Consider the following 20,420-nt stretch of genomic DNA (forward strand, 5'->3'; position numbering starts at 1 on the left):
AGGAAGCCAGATGTATCGTTCACACGTATTAGTCTGCGGAGGAACCGGATGTACTTCTTCCGGCAGCCAGCAGATTATGGAAACCCTAAAAGCTGAAATCGATAAAAACGGCCTCTCAGAGGAAGTCTGTGTTGTCCAGACAGGATGCCACGGCCTCTGTGCACTTGGTCCGATTATGATTGTTTATCCAGATGCCACTTTCTATGCGATGGTAAAGAACGAGGATATCCCGGAAATCGTCACCGAACATTTACTGAAGGGCCGTATTGTCACCAGGCTCCTCTACAGTGAAACCGTCACGCCGGCCGGAATCAAAGCCCTGACCGATACAGATTTCTATAAGAAACAGCACAGGATCGCACTGAGAAACTGCGGTATTATCAATCCTGAAATTATCGAGGAATATATTGGTACCGGCGGCTATGAGGCCCTTGGAAAGGTACTGACCGAGATGACTCCCGATGATGTCATCGATACACTTCTCGCCAGCGGACTGCGCGGCCGCGGCGGAGCCGGTTTCCCGACCGGCCTCAAATGGAAATTGGCAAAGGCCAATGACGCCGACCAGAAGTACGTCTGTTGCAACGCCGACGAGGGCGACCCCGGCGCATTTATGGACCGTTCCGTATTAGAGGGCGATCCACACGCGGTATTGGAGGCCATGGCCATTGCAGGCTATGCCATCGGGGCGACACAGGGATATATTTACGTGCGGGCCGAATACCCAATCGCAGTACAGAGACTTAAGATTGCCATTGCCCAGGCCCGTGAAATGGAGCTTCTCGGCAATGACATTTTCGGAACCGGATTCTCCTTCGACATCGACCTGCGCCTCGGCGCCGGCGCTTTCGTATGCGGCGAGGAAACGGCCCTTATGACTTCCATCGAGGGCAAACGCGGCGAGCCGAGGCCGAGACCTCCGTTCCCTGCACAGAAAGGCCTTTTTGGAAAACCGTCCATCTTAAATAACGTCGAGACACTTGCCAATATCCCGCAGATTATCTTAAACGGAGCCGATTGGTTCAACTCCATGGGTACGGAGAAATCAAAGGGCACCAAGGTATTCGCCCTGGGCGGCAAGATACATAATACGGGACTCGTGGAAGTTCCGATGGGAACAACGCTCCGCGAAATCGTCGAGGAGATCGGCGGCGGAATCCCGGGCGGCAAGAAATTCAAAGCCGCACAGACGGGCGGACCTTCCGGCGGCTGTATCCCGGCAGAGCATTTCGATATCCCGATCGACTACGACAACCTGATTTCCATCGGTTCCATGATGGGTTCCGGCGGCCTGATTGTCCTGGATGAGGACGACTGTATGGTCGATATCGCCAAATTCTTCCTGGAATTCACGGTGGAGGAATCCTGCGGTAAATGTACGCCATGCCGTATCGGCACGAAACGGATGCTGGAAATCCTCACTAAAATTACAAAGGGACAGGCTACGATGGAAGACATCGATAAGCTGGAAGATCTCTGCTACTATGTTAAGAACAACTCGCTCTGCGGCCTGGGCCAGACAGCGCCGAACCCGGTGCTCTCCACCCTCCGTTATTTCCGCGACGAGTATGAAGCGCATATCAAAGAAAAACGCTGTCCGGCAGGCGTATGTAAGGCTCTCCTCTCCTACGTCATCGACCGTGACAAATGCCGCGGCTGTACGCTCTGTGCCAAGAACTGCCCGGCGGGCGCCATTATCGGAACCGTTAAGAATCCGCACATCATTGATACGGAAAAATGTATCAAGTGCGGTGCATGTATGGAAAAATGCCATTTCGGCGCAATTTACAAGAAATAGAGGAGGAAGAATCAAATGGCGGATATTACAATTAAAATCAATGGCAGGACAGTTACCGCACCGGCCGGCTCCACCATTCTGGAGGCAGCCCGCCTGGCAGGCATTGAGATTCCTACCCTGTGTTTCTTAAAGGAAATCAATGAGATCGGCGCATGCCGCATCTGTGTTGTGGAAGTAAAGGGCGCCAGAACTCTGGTTGCTTCCTGCGTATACCCAATCAATGAGGGCATGGAGGTTTGGACAAACACGCCTCAGGTGCTGGATTCCAGAAAGAAGACACTGCAGCTTCTCCTCTCCAACCATGAGAGAAAATGCCTGTCCTGCGTGCGCAGCGGAGCTTGCGAACTCCAGGCGCTCTGCCGTGAGCTGGGCGTGGATGATGAAGCTTTTTACGATGGCGAGAAGACGCCGTCCGAGATCGACGACAGCGCCGCCCACATGCTCCGTGACAACAGCAAATGCATCCTCTGCCGCCGCTGTTCGGCAGTCTGCGAGAATGTACAGGGGATCGGCGTAATCGGCGCCAATGAGCGCGGTTTTGCCACCAACATCGGTTCCGCATTCAATATGGGACTGGGTGAAACGAGCTGCGTTTCCTGCGGCCAGTGTATTGCCGTTTGTCCAACAGGAGCACTTCAGGAAAAAGATTTTACAGATAAAGTATTTGCAGCAATTGCAGATCCAACCAAGCATGTCATTGTCCAGACGGCACCCGCCGTGCGCGCCGCCCTTGGCGAAGAATTTGGCTATCCGATCGGAACCAATGTGGAAGGAAAGATGGTTTCCGCGCTTAAGATGCTGGGCTTTGACAAGGTATTTGACACCGATTTCAGCGCCGACTTGACAATTATGGAGGAGGCCCACGAATTCCTTGACCGTGTTCAGAACGGCGGAGTCCTTCCGCTCATCACCTCCTGTTCACCGGGCTGGATTAAATACTGCGAACACTATTTCCCGGATATGACGGAAAACCTGTCATCCTGCAAATCACCGCAGCAGATGTTCGGCGCCATCGCGAAGTCCTACTACGCCGAGAAGGCCGGCATTGCCCCGAAAGACATCGTATCGGTCAGCATCATGCCGTGTACGGCCAAGAAATTCGAAATCGGCCGTGACGACCAGGATGCCAATGGAATGCCGGATGTGGACATCGCCCTGACAACGAGAGAACTGGCCAGAATGATCCGCAAAGCCGGAATTAAATTTACCACGCTCGAGGATGGCACCTATGATGCCCCAATGGGGCTCAGCACCGGCGCCGCCACGATCTTCGGCGCAACGGGCGGCGTTATGGAGGCTGCTCTCCGTACGGCGGTGGAAACCCTGACCGGGGAAGAATTAAAAGCCCTCGACTTTACCGATGTCCGCGGTACGGCAGGCATCAAGGAAGCCACTTACAATGTGGCCGGTATGGACGTGAAGGTGGCTGTAGCCTCCGGACTCGGCAATGCCAGAGAACTCCTGAATAAGGTCAAATCAGGCGAGGCCACTTACCACTTTATCGAGATCATGGGATGCCCGGGCGGCTGTGTAAACGGCGGCGGACAGCCCCAGCAGCCAGGCCACGTGCGCAACACCGTCGATATCCGCGGACTGCGCGCCAAGGTGCTCTACGCCGCCGACAAGGCCAATACAATCCGTAAATCACATGAGAATCCGGCCATTAAGGAACTGTATGCAACCTATCTCGGGGAACCGGGCAGCGCAAGGGCGCATCATTTGCTGCATACGAGTTATGTGAAGAGACGGGTTAATGAGTTATAGATTGACGAGATATCGATTGACAGAATATCGATTGGCAGAATATAGATTCACGGAATATAAATTCACGGAATCATCTGATTCAGTTTAGCATCAGCCATATCCCCGCTTCCCTCAAAAGCGGCGGTTATAAATAGGGCAGGTACATTTTTGTGTGCCTGCCCTCTCCTTATGCGGATGAGAGCTATGGGATGGGTATTTAATTGAGGAATGAGAACGCCGCCGGGACGGTCGGGATTCGGGATGGTGAGAGGGGGTATGAGTCTTCAGTCCCGGCTTGCAGTTTGGTCGCGGGTGGGGAATCCGGGCAGAAAAAGTTCCTTCGGGAAACGCTTGCGCTCTTTGAAGTGCATAGCAGTACTAAGGCGCCAAAATACGCCGCCTAAGTACTGATGGACTTCCAGGTTCCCTGCGGAATCTTTTTCTCCCGGATTCCCCACGGGAAGGTTATGGCCCGGGACTGAAGACGCGAAGGTTGTCGCCATCCCGATCCCCGGCCTGCGGCCGCTGAATTGTTCTTATTCCTTCAAAGGGGGAGGTATTGTCGCTGCCACCACATTTCCTCGTATTACGGAAGAATGCCTTCTGTATGGTATTCAATTGATAAATCAGAGCTTTAGCGCCTGACCTATCCTTGAATAACCATTGAATTTTTTGATTCATCATTAGATATAGCTTTGGATTTTTCTCTGAATCCAGCTTGAAATACCTTCATAAGGTAAAAGATTCACGGCTACATAGTGGCCGCGACAATACCTCCCCCTTACTCGTATAATAAGTTTATAGCCAGTTAACATAGGCTGTAAACTTATTTTTTTCTAGTATAGATGTAAGGAATTTCTATGTTGTCATATCAGGAGGGGTCTCCTCCAGGAGTGCTGGTCCATCCTTTTCTCATCTATACTGTTTACTGGTTACTTTCTATCAAAGCCTCCCGGTGCTATAATGGTTCTCAGTGGAATCTTAGCTAAGGTCACTGCTGCCCCCGCATGCAAAGCCTTTGGCTATTGCTTATCAAGCTTGCAGCCCAGACGGTGTGCCATGACTGCTTACACAAATGCTGCATCACCAGTTCCAGCCTCCAGCAGGGTATTTCTACTGGTTCAATGCTGATATCGCGAGGTTGCAGCCGGTACACCGAATCGGGATAAGCTTTGGCTATGTTTCCCCATTCTTACATGAAAGGTGGTGATTACACATGAAGAAAACCGATTACCTGTCAACGCTTTTTGTTGGAATCGACATTGGTTCCCGCTTAAACGTTATCTCTGCTTTGAATTTCGAGCAGGACTTCCTTATCCGCATGGTCCCCATCCCTAACGCCCAGTATGGCGCTGAGAGGATGGGGCAGATGATAGTGGAAGTTCTGGAACAGCACCATGAGTTCCTTTCCGTTATCATCGGTTTGGAGTCTACCGGTTTTTATGGCGTCCACATTGCCAATTACCTTTCCACCTGCGAAAGGCTGGCCCCTTTCGGCACGAAGGTTTACTGCCTTAACCCCAAGGAAGTGGCAAAGTACAAAGGATCCTTCAATTCCCTTGATAAGAACGATGGGATCGATTCCTTTGTCATTGCCGATTTCGCCAGGGTAGGGCGGATTAAAACCCAGCCGTGGCGTGGGGCACAGTATCTTGCCCTCCAGCGCCTTACCAGGCACCGGCTTCACATTACGGAATGTATGGCCAAGGAGAAAACCTACATGCTCAACAACATCTTCCTCAAATTCAGTGAGTTTGCCATGCTGAACAAGGAGGAACATCCTTTTTCTGACAAATATGGTGCCACCGCAGAAGCAGTCCTTACGGAATACCTTTCGACCGAGGCCATTGTAAATGCTTCGGTCGATGAGCTGGTTGCATTCATCAGCTCCAAGAGCCGTGGACGAATCTCCGATCCGGAGCAGACCACTTATCTGCTTCAAAAGGCGGCCACTAATTCCTACCGGCTGGACAAGTGTCTTTATGAACCGCTGACGGTCTCCATCGGGTGTTCTTTTAACTGTATCAATGCATTTGAAAAAGAACTCAAAGCAATTGATGATGCCATTTTAAGGACGGTGAAGGGGCTGAACCCTACCGAGTACCAGATCCTCAACTCCGTTCCCGGAATCGGCAAGGTTTATGCCAGTGGTATCCTTGCTGAAATCGGCACAATCAAGTGTTTCAAAAACAACGATGCACTTGCCAAGTATTGTGGCATTGTCTGGAAGGAAAACCAGTCCGGGATATTTGATGCAGAAGACACGCCTATGAATAAAGCCGGCAACCGTTATCTGCGTTATTACATGATAGAGGCCGCAGGCAGTGTCATGAATCACTGTCCGGAATACAAGGCCTTTTATGACAAAAAATTTGCTGAGGTGAGAACCCATCGGCACAAACGAGCACTCGCGTTGACTTCCCGTAAACTGATACGTATGCTTTTTGGACTGCTGGACAAAAGCCAACTCTACTCTGTGGAAAAGAGTAGGTAATCCATAGTATATACCGAACTTACGTTTCTTTTGAATCGTAGGTCTATTAAAGTTACCTTTCTTATAGAAAATCTTTTTCATTTACCTCTTGACATTTCACCAAATTGCTTGACGAAAGAGACAATCAGCCCCTGAACCCGGCGGACGGGGCAACACACTTCGCTGAGTCTTCAGTCCCGTCGACAACCTGCCCGGGGAAGGAAGGATAAAAGATTCCGAAGGGGACATTGGAATCCGCCGGTGCTTGATGAGGTTTTTTCGAATCTAGCATCCGCTGCGCATTCCACAAGCGAGAGCGAGTCCCCGTAGGAATCTTTTATCCTGGATTCCCCCTCACCACAACCTATAAACCGGGACTGAAGACTCAGCCATCCAACCCACCCCCCCGTCCGCCGTCTTACAGAGGCGTCCCCGCATCTCAATTAAATCCTCATATAGATGCACTATAAAAATCCTCCCCTGACTAATTGACTATCCCCTTATTCCTAACAGCTATAAGGTTATAGTCAATTAGCATTATACTTTTTGCACAAATAAGTATATAATATTATTAAAAATATAGCAAAATAACACAAATATCAAAGGAGAGGTCTTATGAAAACAAGTATTGATGTACGTAATATGTGCGAAGAGCACCAGATTAAAATGATTGATTTCAAGATGATTGACATCAATGGAAGATGGCATCACGTAACGATTCCCGTTGCCCGTTTTACCGAAGATACCTTCACCTATGGAATTGGATTTGACGGTTCTAATTACGGCTTTGCTCCTATTGAAAAAAGTGATATGGTATTTATTCCGGATCCGGAAACTGCCGCTGTTGATCCTTTTGCCGAGATTCCTACTCTTACCATGAGCGGTGATGTATGTGTCATCGGCAAAGATAAAAATATTCCGTTTGACCAATACCCCAAGAATGTATGTAAGAAATCCGTGGAGTATATGAAGGAACAGGGAATAGCAGACGAGATGTTAATTGGCCCAGAATTTGAATTCTATCTGTTTGATCATGTAAGCTATCAGGTTACTCCGCAGAGAAGTTCCTATACGGTAGATACAAAACAGGCCGAGTGGAACAGCGGCCGCGATGATATCCCCAATAACGGCTATGAAGTTGGATACAAAGGCGGTTATCACGCAACTGCCCCGCAGGATATCGGTTTTGACATAAGAAATAAGATGTGTCTGGCACTGGAGGACTGGGGTGTGAAGGTGAAATACCACCATCACGAAGTCGGCGGCCCCGGCCAGATGGAGATCGAAGTAGAACTTGGCGATCTCGTTACCATGGCCGATAACACGATGATTATCAAATATGTGATTCAGAATACAGCGGCAAAAGAAGGAAAGACGGCTACTTTCATGCCGAAACCCATTTATAAAGAAGCTGGTAACGGCATGCACGTACATATGCTGCTGAAGAAAGACGGCCAGCCCATTTTCTATGATGAAAACGGCTACTCCTGTCTCAGTGAAACTGCCCATTATTTTATGGGAGGACTGCTGAAGCATATTGCTTCCCTGTGCGCCTTTACCAACCCATCCACCAACTCCTTTAAACGTCTGGTTCCCGGATATGAGGCGCCGGTAACTATTGGATATGCAACCTCCAACCGAAGCGCCGTAATCCGTATCCCGGCTTACGCAAAGTCTCCTGATACAAAACGCTTCGAGATCAGAAACCCGGATGGCACGGCAAACCCGTATTACGCCTACGCCGCTCTTCTGATGGCCGGGCTGGATGGAATTAAGAATAAGATTGATCCTCATGAGAACGGCTGGGGACCATATGACTTTAACCTGTATCATCTGACCGAGGAGGAGAAAAAGAAAATCAAAGGACTGCCGAAATCCCTTGGTGAGGCACTGGATGCGCTGGAAGCCGACCATGAGTACCTGACAGCCGGAGGCGTATTCCCCGAAAGGCTGATTGAGATTTGGCTGGAGCAGAAAAGGAAAGAACTGGCGGAGATGGAGCAGATTCCGAATCCGGCGGAGTTTAAGATGTATTATGATTTGTAAGGTGAACTTATAAACAGAAAGGGAACCGTCCGGGGTAGTGCCGGGCGGTTCCCTCTTTCTGCTTATAAGTTCTGGTTCCCGTTTAAAACTGGCTATAAATGAATTCTGGTGCCGACGACAATTCTGCATATAAAAGATATATAAAAATCAAGACCATCAGTATCCATATTACAATGCCATATTTTATTACTGATACATATTTATTCTGATTTATCTTTTTTATAAAACTCATATATTGCCTCATCCAAATAGACCCATCCTTTCCATCCCAAGTGCATGACATCTTTTAAAAAGTATAGTTCATACTCTTTATCGGAGAAATCGGCCAAAGGAACCTGATATTCTTCACTAATCTCTCTGATCTTTTGATAATATCCCTCACGATCATCTTTTGGAAATCCAGTCCAGTCATACCATCTTCCGTTAACAGGAACGCTTACAAGTAATGGTGTGATCTCTGTTTCCCGGCATACATCCAAAAACAGTCTTAAATCATCATATTCCTGGGAATCCAAATAGCTGGCAGTACTATTGGTATTCTTACTTGTTTCCAGGCCATCCCGTACATAGGTATTATAGTAATCGTCATAAATACCGAACTCATTATTCGTGCATGCCATTTTTCCTACATTCGCTGCTGTTTTCTTCATTTGCCCAAAATCAATTTGCTCTGCTTTGACCTCTTTTTTATCATCCGATGTCTCTGAAGTGACATTTTTCAACTGTCTTTTCAAACTATGCAGCTGCTTTATGTCCATGAACTGATTGTATAATCCCATTTCAATATGTTCAATCGGATTTAAGGTATGATTCAAATATACTTTTTCATACTTTATAATTCGTTTTAGCTGTTTTGGATCCTTCTCCAAAAGAGTCTTCATGCGATTTGTCAGCCGTCTTTTTGTGTCTGACGATATCTGAGCATTTTTCATGAAGTCCACATAGGTTCTTTCGGAAAATCGACTGGCATAGATCTCTGAAGTAAGATGCTCCTTAGTGAACCATTGTGGAGAAAGAATTAAAACCACCTTTTTATCAGGCAAAAGTGAAGATAGAGCCCCTACATTTATTGCATGGTGAATACTTTGTGTATATCCTCTTCCAATCAGAACCATGTTGAAATCGGAATACCCATTCTGAAACAAGTAAGGCGGATAAGCCACTTCGTCTGCTGCAGACAATTCTGAAGATCCAAATACAGGTATTGTCTTCTCATCTAGCACTGCTTCCATTGCTTCCATACAAGAATTCCGCTCATCCGTATTATGATATGTCAATTCTGTCTTCTTTTTGATAATTGACAAATGCTCGAAATGATAGATGCCTGCCCACGTAAAAATAAATAATACTGACGCAGTTAGAAAAGCAAGGATTCTTCTCATTTTACTCGCTCCTGAATTAAATCAATAATCTTCTGCGCTGTATTAATATCTGCCCGTTCAATTTCAGATGGTGCAATAATAATTCCAAACTGATCTTCAATATCGAATAATAATTCCGCAAATGTCAGCGAATCAAGAAGGCCTGTCTTAAATAAATCAATTCCCCTATTCGTCTTTACGACTTCATCTTCACATAACTCAGCCAACATTTCTAATACTTTCTCTTCCATTTTCTCCCTCATCCTCTCTTTATAAATAGTTAATAACTACATTCCATATTTGCTGTATATGACCCGAAAAAATCAGGAAACCAAACATAACCAAATTTATTGTCACAAACCAGGATAGAAATTTATACCATTGTTTTTCTTTATTTCTCGAATAAAATTTAGATTTTTTTTGGTATATTTCTGTAATTGCCATTAAAATACCATGATAAATACCATAAATGATGTAATGGGGCTCCAGTCCGTGCCAGAGTCCCATAATTGTCATGTTTAAAATAAGTCCCACTGCTGCCCCGTTCAGTCTTTTTTTGAACCGCTTCTTCCTGGCTGAATCCAGCATAAACCGTGTGAAAATAAAATCCCTAAACCATGTTGATAACGTAATATGCCACCGATTCCAGAAGTCCTTCATATCAATGCTCAGAAACGGTTTATTAAAGTTATCAGGCATTCTGATTCCAAGAACATAACTGGCTCCCACCGCCATTGCACTGTAACCCGCAAAATCAAAAAACATATATAGTCCATATACATAAGCATATCCTACTAAATACGCAGGCTTATACCGTACAGCAAACACTTCGCTCAGAAGTTTATAAAAGATTCCCGAACATACAACCTTATAAAAAAGTCCCAGGACAATCTTATATAATCCACTAGAGAGAAGTAATAGGTACTCTTCTCTGGTGTAAATTTTCCCGTCATCTTCTGCAAAGCGTCGACTGCGATCGATTGGCCCTGAACTCAGAGAAGGAAAAAAGAGAAGAAATTCTAAAAACTGAATTTCATTGATTTCTTTTATAACTCCGTCGTAAGTTTCTATAAGCACCTGAACGACTCTAAAGCACATGTAAGAAACCCCTAAAAAGGCCAACCAGTTTTTTCCATAAATACCTGAAATTTTACTGATAATTAGCGGAGCGATAGCAAAAAAAACTGCGTGGACATATATATATCTATTTCGCCCATATTTTTGTCGCAAGAACAGATATATTTTTACTGTATAAATAGAAAGCACTGCATAGAAAATCAGATACAGAAACTGCACTGGTGAACTATGAAAAACGGCCCATATAAACCACACTGTCAAAACAATTCGGTATCCCCGCAAGGTTTTTTCTGCCATCCCCAAGAAGATGGCCGGTAGCAACAGAAGCAACAAATATACGAAAAAAGTATAGCCGGAAAAAAGACTCATCATCTCTTCATTCCTCCCAACGCTCTTCGATCAACTTTACCATTATTCGTCATAGGAAGTGTCTCCAAAAACACCATCTTTTTAGGAATCATATATTCCGGCAAATATTCTTTTAATTTTTCCCTCAATTTCTGTGTCATAGAGAATGAATCTGTCGCCACATTTCTGGTTACAACATAAGCTGTCAAACTGCGCACCTGCCCATCTCTATAAACTGGAAGAACCGCCGCCTTTTGAATCTCGGGAAGTTTCATGATATTGCTTTCAATATCTTCCAGTTCAATCCGATACCCATGCAGCTTTATCTGCAGATCAATTCTTCCGCAGTAAAACAATTGTCCATCTTTCAGGTACCCTTTATCTCCGGTATGATAAAGTCGATAGGGATGCCCTTCTATTTCGCGGACTCCAAACACCTTCCTGGTACGGTCTTGATTGTTCCAGTATCCTACACTTACCGTATCTCCAACAATCACAATTTCACCGTGTTCTCCCTCCGGCAAACTATTTCCCTGCTCGTCCATAATAAAAATCCAAGTGCCCTTTTTCGCCTTTCCAACCGGCAACGGATTATTGTTCTGATTCACTTCCGGTGTCACAAGCACCTCTGTTACGGCAACCGTAGACTCAGTTGGACCATAGGTATTAACAATTTCTGCATTAGGAAATGCTCTCATTAGGCGCTCGGCTGTCCGGTTTGTCAGAGTCTCTCCACAAAACAGAAAACGTTTGAGCTTCGGTAAAAGTTCCTGCCTAAAAGACGGATCCACTAGACATACATCAGCAAAAGATGGGGTTGAAACCCATATGGACGCTTCTGACTGCTTAAAGGATTCAAAAAGTAACCTCATATCTCCCTGAACTTTCTTGTCAAGTGCCCACAAAGTTCCACCGGAATACAGAGATAAATACAAATCCATCACTGACAGATCAAAGGAAAACGGTGCCTGATTAAGAAAAACATTTTTTTCGTTTTCCTGAATTCCACTTCCCAGCGTAAGCCCCCACTGTATAAAGCGATCCAGACTGTCTCTTGTGATTTGAACGCCTTTCGGTGTGCCGGTACTACCGGATGTAAAGATAATATAAAATACATCTTCTGATGATATGGACTGTGAGTCTTCAATTTGACCCGTTTCGTTTTCAATAATTGAATGAATTTTTTTGTAAGAAAGAATATTGTTATATTCTAAAGAAAGTTCTTCTGTCGTAAGAATGATTTCTGGAGATACCTCCTTAATAATTGCTTCTATACGATTCAGAGGAACAGATATATCGATTGGGCAATATGCCCGCCCTGATTTTACACATGCAAGAAAACATACCAGCATATAGGGATCTTTATGTCCGTATACGATGATCGGAGTATTACTGGTAAGAGATCTGCTAAGATAATATGCTAGTTTATCTGACTTTTCTTTTAGTTCCTGCCAGGTAAGAGCTGACGATTTATCCCCTCCAATATTTTTTTCACAATAGTAGGCAATGCAAGTTGGATACTCTTTTGCATTTTGGTTTATTTTTTCGATAATAGTAATCATTCATTCTCTCCTCATGAGAAAATTATCTGGACTTATTCTGGATGATTTTCTCAAAATTTATCTTTTTTTAAATAGAAATTTTTTCTGATATAAACTAATACTGGCACGAGCAATCAAGAACCCGCGAGAGCCTTCATTAAATTTCTCTTACACTTTTTATTGCTTTTTCAATATTCTTTTTTTCCAATATAAAAAATGCTACCAAGAATACCATATATAAAGTTAAAGAGATCCCTCCTTTAGATATAAATCGAGCACTAAGTATAAACATTGCACATAATAGGGTATCTGTACTTATTGTCTTCATGAAGGAAACTTTTATTTCTCTAGCCACTGAAAACTGTGCAAATGCATATCTTAACCACAAAAGTATCAATATACTCATAACCATCAAATCTAAATTTTTAATTAATACGATGTTTATATAGCTTAAAATTGCACTAAGAAAAACGATGTAGACATTTATTTTCATTATTACCTTTTCTTGTCGAAGTGTTTTTAAATATGTGGTATAAATAAGAGACATTTTGCTTTCAAATATGCAAATAGGAAACAAATAAATCATATAATACAAACTTTCGCTATATTGAGGTAGCCATATTAATAGAAGAGCCTTTAGAGGATAATAAATTGCTAAAAACAAAAAGAGTATGCACGAAACCAAAAGTTCCATTACTTGGTATGTTTCCCGAAGTTGAGAATTAGATAATTTTTTAAGCATAGGAAATAACACGATTCCTATAGCATTGATAAAAACTAATATTAAATTGCATAGGGTTAATGTTAAGGATATTTTGCTAAATGCCGTTATCCCCCAGTTTTTTTCTATTCCACTTCTAATAATACCCAAAATTAACATACTCGCGATATTTGCTAACATTAATTTAATTCCTACAGTAACATTTTCTTTTATTTCATAAAATGTAGCTCTTATTTTAGAAATTTTCCCAAAAACAATTCTAGGATAATTAATACATGTGCAGACTAACGATAATATCTTGCCACATAGATCAGCTAGTATCAAAAATTTATAATCGGTTGCATCCAAAAAGAGAAATGCCATTACTAAAAAAATATAGACCAACTTTTCAATAACTGTAAACTTTGCATAGTCTGTTATCTTTCCGATAGACTGAAGTAAAAGCCATAATAGTGTTCTTGGTATAATAACTATGGCACAAATAGCGGTAAGTTCTAAAACGACTATCTTTTCTTTCTCAAAAACAAAGTGCGGAAAGAGTCTCCACATAATAAGTCCCAGAAGCAGAGAGCACAATACTATTAGAAAAAACTGTGTCCTCATAATATCTTCATCAATTTCTTCATATTCTTTCCCACCATACCTTAGATATAAACCATCAGGCCATCCTAAATGAAAGAAGCCCACATAGGATGAATAGAATAAGTATAACTGGAAGTATCCGTATTCCTCAATTCCGAATTTTCGTGGAATAATTAGGATTGCAACTGTCGATATTATTAAAGAAAAAATATTTGCAAGAAATGTATACGACGTATTTCTAAAAAACACTTTATTAAATATATTCATTATATGTATAAGAACTCCTATTATATCTTCGTATTAATACTATAATTTACTTTTAGTAAAATTAACTGTACTAAAGTCAAACTAGCTTCATTTTATCAATTTATTTCGGTTTTTTTAATTCACAATCAATTAAGAACCGTGCAAATAGATTAAATATAACTTCTCCCCTTTTTAAAACAATTTTATAAACTGTATTTAATTCGACAAAATTTTCCAATATAATTCAGCATACTGTTTGCTAATACTTTTCCATTCAAATTTCCGAGAGGCATTTACGCAATTCCCCTGTAAATATCCATAATTTTTTACTATATTTTCTATTTTTCTTTTTAATTCTTTAGCCTCTAGTTTTGCGTGATATCCTATAAAACCTTCGTCGAATTGCTTATCAAATCCTTGATTAGATGTATAAATAATCGGTAACCCTTGACTCAATGCCTCTGCATATACTAATCCAAAAGTTTCTGTTTTTGATGTCAATATAAAGATATCCGAATTTCGATATTGTTTCATTAACTCGTTTTTATCCATATATGAAAAGTACTTGACAAATCTATATGAACATATTTTTTTAAGTAATTTTCCATTTACATCTTCACCAATTATTTTCAATTCCACTGGCTTATCTAAAATAGTACCACTTTCTAATGCCTTGCATATAAGTAACTGATTCTTATTAGTTTCGATACGTCCAACAGAAATTATTTTTATTTTATCTTTAATTATTTTTTTACCATCAAATCTGTTATCGCTGTAGAAGTCATTAATTCCATAGGGCACAACCAAAATTTTTTTTTCAATTTCCGCTCGATATTTTTTAGGGATATATTGTTTAAGCAAAGTTTCTTTATAACTATCGGAAGCTAAAACAACTGCTTCAGCTTCTCTTAATATTTCAATACCCGTTTTTCGTAAAAAAAAGAGATATTTAAAAAACACATTTATATCTGTATTTTGAATAGCTACAATATAGGGTATCTTCCAGTCAAGTTTAACTTTATATGCAACATACCCATTCGTAAACAAAGAATGAGAAAAGTTCAACTCTATATTCGAATCTTGATAATATTCCTTATATTTTTGGATCGCCTTTCCCTGTTTAGCATAAAAAAAAGCTCTCTGCCATTTGCTATAGCAGGGACATTTATCTACATATGCCTCGTCACCATTCAAAAATTTATGCTTGTAATGTTGATAGTAGAATACTCTCGGTACTGTAAATTCTATTTGATGTAGAATAAAATCAGAAAAAATTGGTGTCTCATAATAGGAACAAATGTGGCATACTCTATATTTTCTTTCCATAAAATCCTTTCTAAAAATAGCACATTTTAAACTGAACGACAAACATCAAAGGCATATACAGCCATAGAAGCACCTTCTTTTTTTCATGTCCTTCTATCGCAAAACAACTTGCAATAAGTGGCACTAAAAAAAACAAAAAGTAGTCATAAGCTCTGTTTATTGCTCTTATAGGATAAGCTACAGAGATGATAATTAATCCCACTAATACTACTTTTTGAAATTGAGCTGCATGTTCATTTTTTCGGAAACCACACAGCAAAATTAAGCCTGTCACACAGAGCATATACCAATCTGTTATTCCCACATTAAAATCCATGCGAGATAGATAACCATCAAATCCTTGTATCCCTATCCTTAAAAAAAGACTTAATAAGATTTCCGAACCGCTACTTATTCCGATTTTTCCGATATTGAAAAATAAACATAAAAATAACAAGTTCCAAATCAAAATATAATACTCCTTACCAACTCTCGGAAAAATAAATATAATAATATATATAACTAAAAAAAGAATACTAATAGAGTGAATACATATGGATGCTACAAAAAAAACAAATGCTCTAACTTTTTTTTTGTGAAGAGCATAAGCCATTGCACACATTCCTAATCCAATGCTTACTCCTCCTCTTATCGCGATGCCACAATAATGAAGGCCAAAGTAGCATAAAAAAAGGGTCCAAGTTGGAAATATATGTGGTTCCTTTTCAGGATTTATATATTTTTCGCATGAACAAAATCCATACATAAGTAACATAGAAGTAGAAATTGCACAGACAAAGAAAAATGCTCTCGGTGTAGCAAAAAAATAAGAAAAACCTTTCATAATCCAGGCAAATGCATATTCAATTCCCTCAAATCGTTTTCCGAAATGGAACTCATTCATATCTAGCTCAGATACTTGGTTATAAATTTTTATATAATTTCCAGTATCAGCAACAGTTTCTGGTCTTATAGCCATAAGACTACTTAATATTAGTATAAAAAATAATATCAAGATTTTTTTAGTGCGCTTTGTCAATTTATTTTCAAAAAAGCAAAAAAACCAGCTAAGCATCATTATTAAAAAATAACAGATAAAAAACCAATTATACATTTCTCACCAATTCGCATAAAAAACTTTAATAGTCAATTTTATACTTTCCCGAATCAATTTCCTCTAGTTTCAAATACAATTTTTTTAAGTATTTCCTATATGAATTATCTCTTATAGCTTTGATCATATAATTAATAATAGAAATATGTTTAATAATCAGCGAACTGATTATATTGGTTTTACAATATTTTTTTAATACATAATACAAACTAACGTATGTATGATATGTTACAAAGCCTTTTGAAGTGTGAGCAGTAGAAACACCATGTTTGTGAACAATTTTAGCCTTTGGCTCGTAGTAAGATTCATAATTTAATGCTTCTAATTTTTTTCCAATGATATATTCTTCACCATAAAGAAATACATTATCATCGAAATATCCAATTTTTTCGAACTTTTTTGCATCGACCAAAAAGCAGCACCCCGAAAGCATCCCTCTAAAAGATAGTCCGACTCCCCAATTTTTGTATTTGTAACATACATCCAAACCACAAAATATTTTTCTCAAATAATAAAAAGGTTTTTTGTCTGTTAACGCATACAAAAAACTATAATTTTTCCTTAAATATTGACCATTCTCTCCACTTGGTAAATAGATTTTGGGACCAGATAAAGCAATATTTCCATCAATTTTCTCCCCCAAAAGTGTGACTATATCATTCAGCAATACAACATCACTATTAATTACCAGAATATTCTTTGCCCCATCGGAAATTGCCAGCTTTATTCCCTCATTATTTCCTCCAGAATAACCCAAATTTTTTTTCAATAATATTAAATGAATTCTCTGGTCTGATCCATATTTTTCCTCTAGCTTTTTTACGCATTCTTCTTTCGAATTATTGTCAACCAGATATATCTTGTATTTAGCCTTAACATGTTTCCAAATAGAAGAAATACACTCTTCTGTCGCATCATATGTATTATAGTTTAAAATAATTATTCCTGTCATTGTCGTTTCTTAGTAAAACTGGAAAAATGCCTCTCTATAATCTCCAGTATCTATAACCCCTTTCTTCCATTACCTTCTTATCAAAAATTGCTTTAACATCAATTATAATTTTCTCACTATTCTCATCCTTATTATACATTTTTTCTAAATTTTCAATCGTTAGTTTTTTAAATTTTTCATGCGCTACAGCAAAAATAATACAGTCAACATCATGAATTTCCGAAATTTCCGTCACCTTTATCCCATACTCTTTTAGTGCTTCATCTTCATTCACCCAAGGGTCTACTATCAGTGGTTCAATGCCATACTCCTGCAACCTGGCAATAATATCTTCACATTTACTATTTCTCATATCTGGACAGTTTTCTTTAAAAGTCAGTCCAAAAATTGCTAGTTTTGAATTTTTAGGTGCTTTATTAGCAAGAATTAGTTGTTTAATTGCAGCGTCAGCAACAAAAGACCCCATACTATCATTTACTTTTCGCCCAGACAATATAATCTGACTGTGATAACCAAGTTTTTCTGCTTCATAAACAAAGTAATATGGATCCACGCCAATACAATGGCCGCCAACTAATCCTGGCCTGAAACCTAACGCATTCCATTTTGTATTCATCGCATCAACCACTTCATTTGTATCAATTTCCATTCGGTCAAAGACCATGGCCAATTCATTCATAAATGCAATGTTAATATCTCTTTGGCTATTCTCAACAACTTTAGCCGCTTCAGCTACTTTAATGCTGGATGCTCTGTGGACGCCTGCATCAATTACCATTTCATAAACATTAGAGATCTCTTCTAAAGATTCCTTATCCATCCCCGAGACAATCTTTTTGATTGTTTCTAAACGGTGTACTTTGTCTCCCGGATTAATGCGTTCTGGTGAATATCCGATCTTAAAATCAACACCGCATTTAAGGCCCGATTCTTTCTCAAGAATTGGTATGCACACGTTTTCAGTAACTCCTGGATATACTGTAGATTCATAAACAACAATTGAATTCTTCGATAAATTTCGTCCTAATATTCTACTAGCCCCTTCTACCGGAGAAAGATCCGGTGTCTTATCCTGATTTACAGGTGTAGGAACCGCTACAATATAGAATTTTGCTTCTTGCAATTTCCTTTCGTCGCTTGTAAATTCAACTGTGGTTTCCTTAATTACATCGTCACCAACCTCTTTCGTCGGATCGATTCCCGCCTTATATAACTCTATTTTGGCTTCATTTACATCAAAGCCAATCACTTCTGCCTTTCTGGCAAAAGCCACTGCAATTGGCATACCCACATATCCTAAACCAACCAAAGCAATTTTTTCTTCTCTATCCTTAATTTTTCCAAATAATGACATTATTTTCTTCCCCTTTGTTTATCCTAAATTCTTTTTTCATAATTGCAATGACTCCCCCAAGCGAGCCTATGCCATATGAGATATGAAACGATGGAAATAAAAAAAGAAGCCATAGCCGCTCACTCAATGCTTCTCCTGCTTTTATTGAAAAAATAATATCTAGCAGACCATATAAAAATAACTCAAGAGATAAAAGAATTTTCCATATTTCACCTAACATTGAACATGGAATAAGAAATAAAAGGGAAACTACAAAAGCCATAGGAATAAAATGGCGTATTCCCATTGTACCCGGACATAATCGGCTGGTAATAACATTCCATTTTCCGTTCTGAAAAGCCATTTTCAATATCCCTTTAATAGTATCTCTTGCATAGTATGCAAAATGTATATCTTCCGCCAAATAAATTTTACCGCCGTTTTTTCTTATCCGGTAATTCATTTCATTGTCTTGATTTCTTGTTAGGCGTTCATCATAGCCTCCCAGTTTCTTAAAAACCGTTCTTCTAAAAGCTCCGAATGGTACTGTATCAACAAATCCACTTTTTCCGTTGATGCGAAATTGTGAGTTACCAACTCCAAATTTTGATGAGAGCATCAAAGATATAATTTTCCCCATCTCACTGTGCCCTTTGGTTTCTGCAAGTCCTCCAACATTATCAGCATCTGTTGTATTCAGATAATGAACGCATTTTTCAATATAAGTCTCCGGATATTCAGCGTGGGCATCCAACCGAATAATATAAATTCCCACAGATTCCCCTATGCCGGTGTTCATCGCATATGGTACCGTTCTATTTGGGTTTAATAATATTTTAATTAACTCAGGCCACTGTTTCTGATATCTAAGCAATATCTCTTTCGTCTGATCTTTGGAACATCCATCTACAAATATCCATTCCATGTCAGATTTAGGAAATGTCTGACACAATAGGGATTCGATACATTTCTCTATGTATTTTTCTTCATTATAAACTGGAATTACTACTGAAACCTGCATATATCTTCCTTCACTGTAAGAACATTTCAATTATATAACCGCTCTCATAGTCTTAATTAATATTTTAATATCATATGATAACCTGCATTTATAGAGCGCTGACAGATTCCACCTCATCTTCTCCCTCAGCACATCCTCCAAATACGCCTCATCCACGCTCTTCCCTTCCGCCGTCTTCTCTACCAGAATCCTATCCTCATCCTTAAACTCAATACTGGCCTCCGAAGTCACCCCCGCAGGTAAAAGCAATGTCGCATACATCTCTTTCGTATACCATTTCACATATTTCGCCACTTCCGGGCGGGTTCCGACAAAGGTCATCTCACCTTTCCAGATATTGATGAGCTGTGGGATTTCATCCAGGCGGCAGCCGCGAAGTTTTTGCCCGACTTTTGTAATCCGTGAATCGCCTCCTACGGTTACCAGGCTCCCTATTTTGTCGGCATTTTGTACCATGGTTCGAAATTTGTAAATTCGAAAGGTTCTGCCGTACTGGGTAATCCGTTCCTGACGATAAAAAACCGATCCGGGAGAATCCAGATGAATCCAAATGGACAAAATAAGGAAAAGAGGCGATAAAAGCACCAGCAGCACGCTGGACATTACGAAATCGAAAGTCCGTTTCATCATCAGGCTGATTCTACGACGCCTCAGAATTTCATAATATGGCCTGACTTCTTCTGTCCGCATAAAATGAGGAAGTTTTTCCCAACTGCAGATCATGTTCCCATTCTCCTTCCGACATCCTCTTCCAGGTTA

General features: G+C 40.6%; 15 protein-coding genes. 4 read left to right on the top strand and 11 right to left on the bottom strand.

Translation table 11 applies throughout. The annotated features are described in order from the left end of the window. The first annotated feature begins 10 nt into the window (after positions 1-10). From nuoF to glnA, 4 genes are all read left to right on the top strand, one after another. The gene (gene nuoF, locus V3C10_14975) at positions 11-1,798 is read left to right on the top strand and encodes an NADH-quinone oxidoreductase subunit NuoF (protein ID WVP60607.1); all 1,788 of its coding nucleotides are present in this window, start codon (positions 11-13) and stop codon (positions 1,796-1,798) included. A 15-nt stretch (positions 1,799-1,813) separates the two neighbouring features. Then, positions 1,814-3,562, top strand: coding sequence for an NADH-dependent [FeFe] hydrogenase, group A6 (locus tag V3C10_14980; GenBank protein ID WVP60608.1), 1,749 nt, complete (start codon positions 1,814-1,816; stop codon positions 3,560-3,562). Positions 3,563-4,757: 1,195 nt separating this feature from the next. Continuing rightward, positions 4,758-6,035 carry an IS110 family transposase gene (locus V3C10_14985; GenBank protein ID WVP60609.1) on the top strand — a complete coding sequence of 426 codons (1,278 nt, stop codon included), beginning with the start codon at positions 4,758-4,760 and terminating at the stop codon, positions 6,033-6,035. A 594-nt stretch (positions 6,036-6,629) separates the two neighbouring features. Continuing rightward, a complete protein-coding gene (glnA, locus tag V3C10_14990; GenBank protein WVP60610.1) occupies positions 6,630-8,060 on the top strand; it encodes a type I glutamate--ammonia ligase in 1,431 nt (476 codons plus the stop codon). Positions 8,061-8,260: 200 nt separating this feature from the next. Here glnA and dltD read toward each other — a convergent pair whose 3' ends face one another. From dltD to V3C10_15045, 11 genes are all read right to left on the bottom strand, one after another. Continuing rightward, a complete protein-coding gene (gene dltD, locus V3C10_14995) occupies positions 8,261-9,442 on the bottom strand; it encodes a D-alanyl-lipoteichoic acid biosynthesis protein DltD (GenBank protein ID WVP60611.1) in 1,182 nt (393 codons plus the stop codon). Next, positions 9,439-9,672, bottom strand: coding sequence for a D-alanine--poly(phosphoribitol) ligase subunit DltC (gene dltC / locus V3C10_15000; protein WVP60612.1), 234 nt, complete (start codon positions 9,670-9,672; stop codon positions 9,439-9,441). Before dltC ends, dltD begins: the two co-directional genes overlap by 4 nt. 19 nt (positions 9,673-9,691) lie before the next feature. Then, complete coding sequence (gene dltB, locus V3C10_15005; protein WVP60613.1) at positions 9,692-10,870, bottom strand: D-alanyl-lipoteichoic acid biosynthesis protein DltB; 1,179 nt, start codon at positions 10,868-10,870, stop codon at positions 9,692-9,694. Then, complete coding sequence (dltA, locus tag V3C10_15010) at positions 10,867-12,408, bottom strand: D-alanine--poly(phosphoribitol) ligase subunit DltA (protein ID WVP60614.1); 1,542 nt, start codon at positions 12,406-12,408, stop codon at positions 10,867-10,869. The genes dltB and dltA overlap by 4 nt, the downstream gene beginning before the upstream one ends. Positions 12,409-12,544: 136 nt before the next feature. Next, positions 12,545-13,957, bottom strand: coding sequence for a hypothetical protein (locus V3C10_15015; protein ID WVP60615.1), 1,413 nt, complete (start codon positions 13,955-13,957; stop codon positions 12,545-12,547). A gap of 195 nt (positions 13,958-14,152) precedes the next feature. Next, complete coding sequence (locus V3C10_15020) at positions 14,153-15,262, bottom strand: glycosyltransferase family 4 protein (protein WVP60616.1); 1,110 nt, start codon at positions 15,260-15,262, stop codon at positions 14,153-14,155. Between the two features lie 10 nt (positions 15,263-15,272). Beyond that, positions 15,273-16,355 carry an EpsG family protein gene (locus tag V3C10_15025; protein ID WVP60617.1) on the bottom strand — a complete coding sequence of 361 codons (1,083 nt, stop codon included), beginning with the start codon at positions 16,353-16,355 and terminating at the stop codon, positions 15,273-15,275. A gap of 25 nt (positions 16,356-16,380) precedes the next feature. Next, positions 16,381-17,307, bottom strand: coding sequence for a glycosyltransferase family 2 protein (locus V3C10_15030; GenBank protein ID WVP60618.1), 927 nt, complete (start codon positions 17,305-17,307; stop codon positions 16,381-16,383). A 34-nt stretch (positions 17,308-17,341) separates the two neighbouring features. Then, on the bottom strand, positions 17,342-18,661 hold the full coding sequence (locus V3C10_15035) for a nucleotide sugar dehydrogenase (protein WVP60619.1): 1,320 nt from the start codon (positions 18,659-18,661) through the stop codon (positions 17,342-17,344). Next, a complete protein-coding gene (locus V3C10_15040) occupies positions 18,639-19,661 on the bottom strand; it encodes a glycosyltransferase family 2 protein (protein WVP60620.1) in 1,023 nt (340 codons plus the stop codon). The genes V3C10_15035 and V3C10_15040 overlap by 23 nt, the downstream gene beginning before the upstream one ends. 30 nt (positions 19,662-19,691) lie before the next feature. Continuing rightward, positions 19,692-20,381, bottom strand: coding sequence for a sugar transferase (locus V3C10_15045; protein WVP64637.1), 690 nt, complete (start codon positions 20,379-20,381; stop codon positions 19,692-19,694). Positions 20,382-20,420 lie beyond the last annotated feature (39 nt).

It is taken from the genome of [Clostridium] symbiosum (genome assembly GCA_036419695.1).
Taxonomy (GTDB): domain Bacteria; phylum Bacillota; class Clostridia; order Lachnospirales; family Lachnospiraceae; genus Otoolea; species Otoolea symbiosa_A.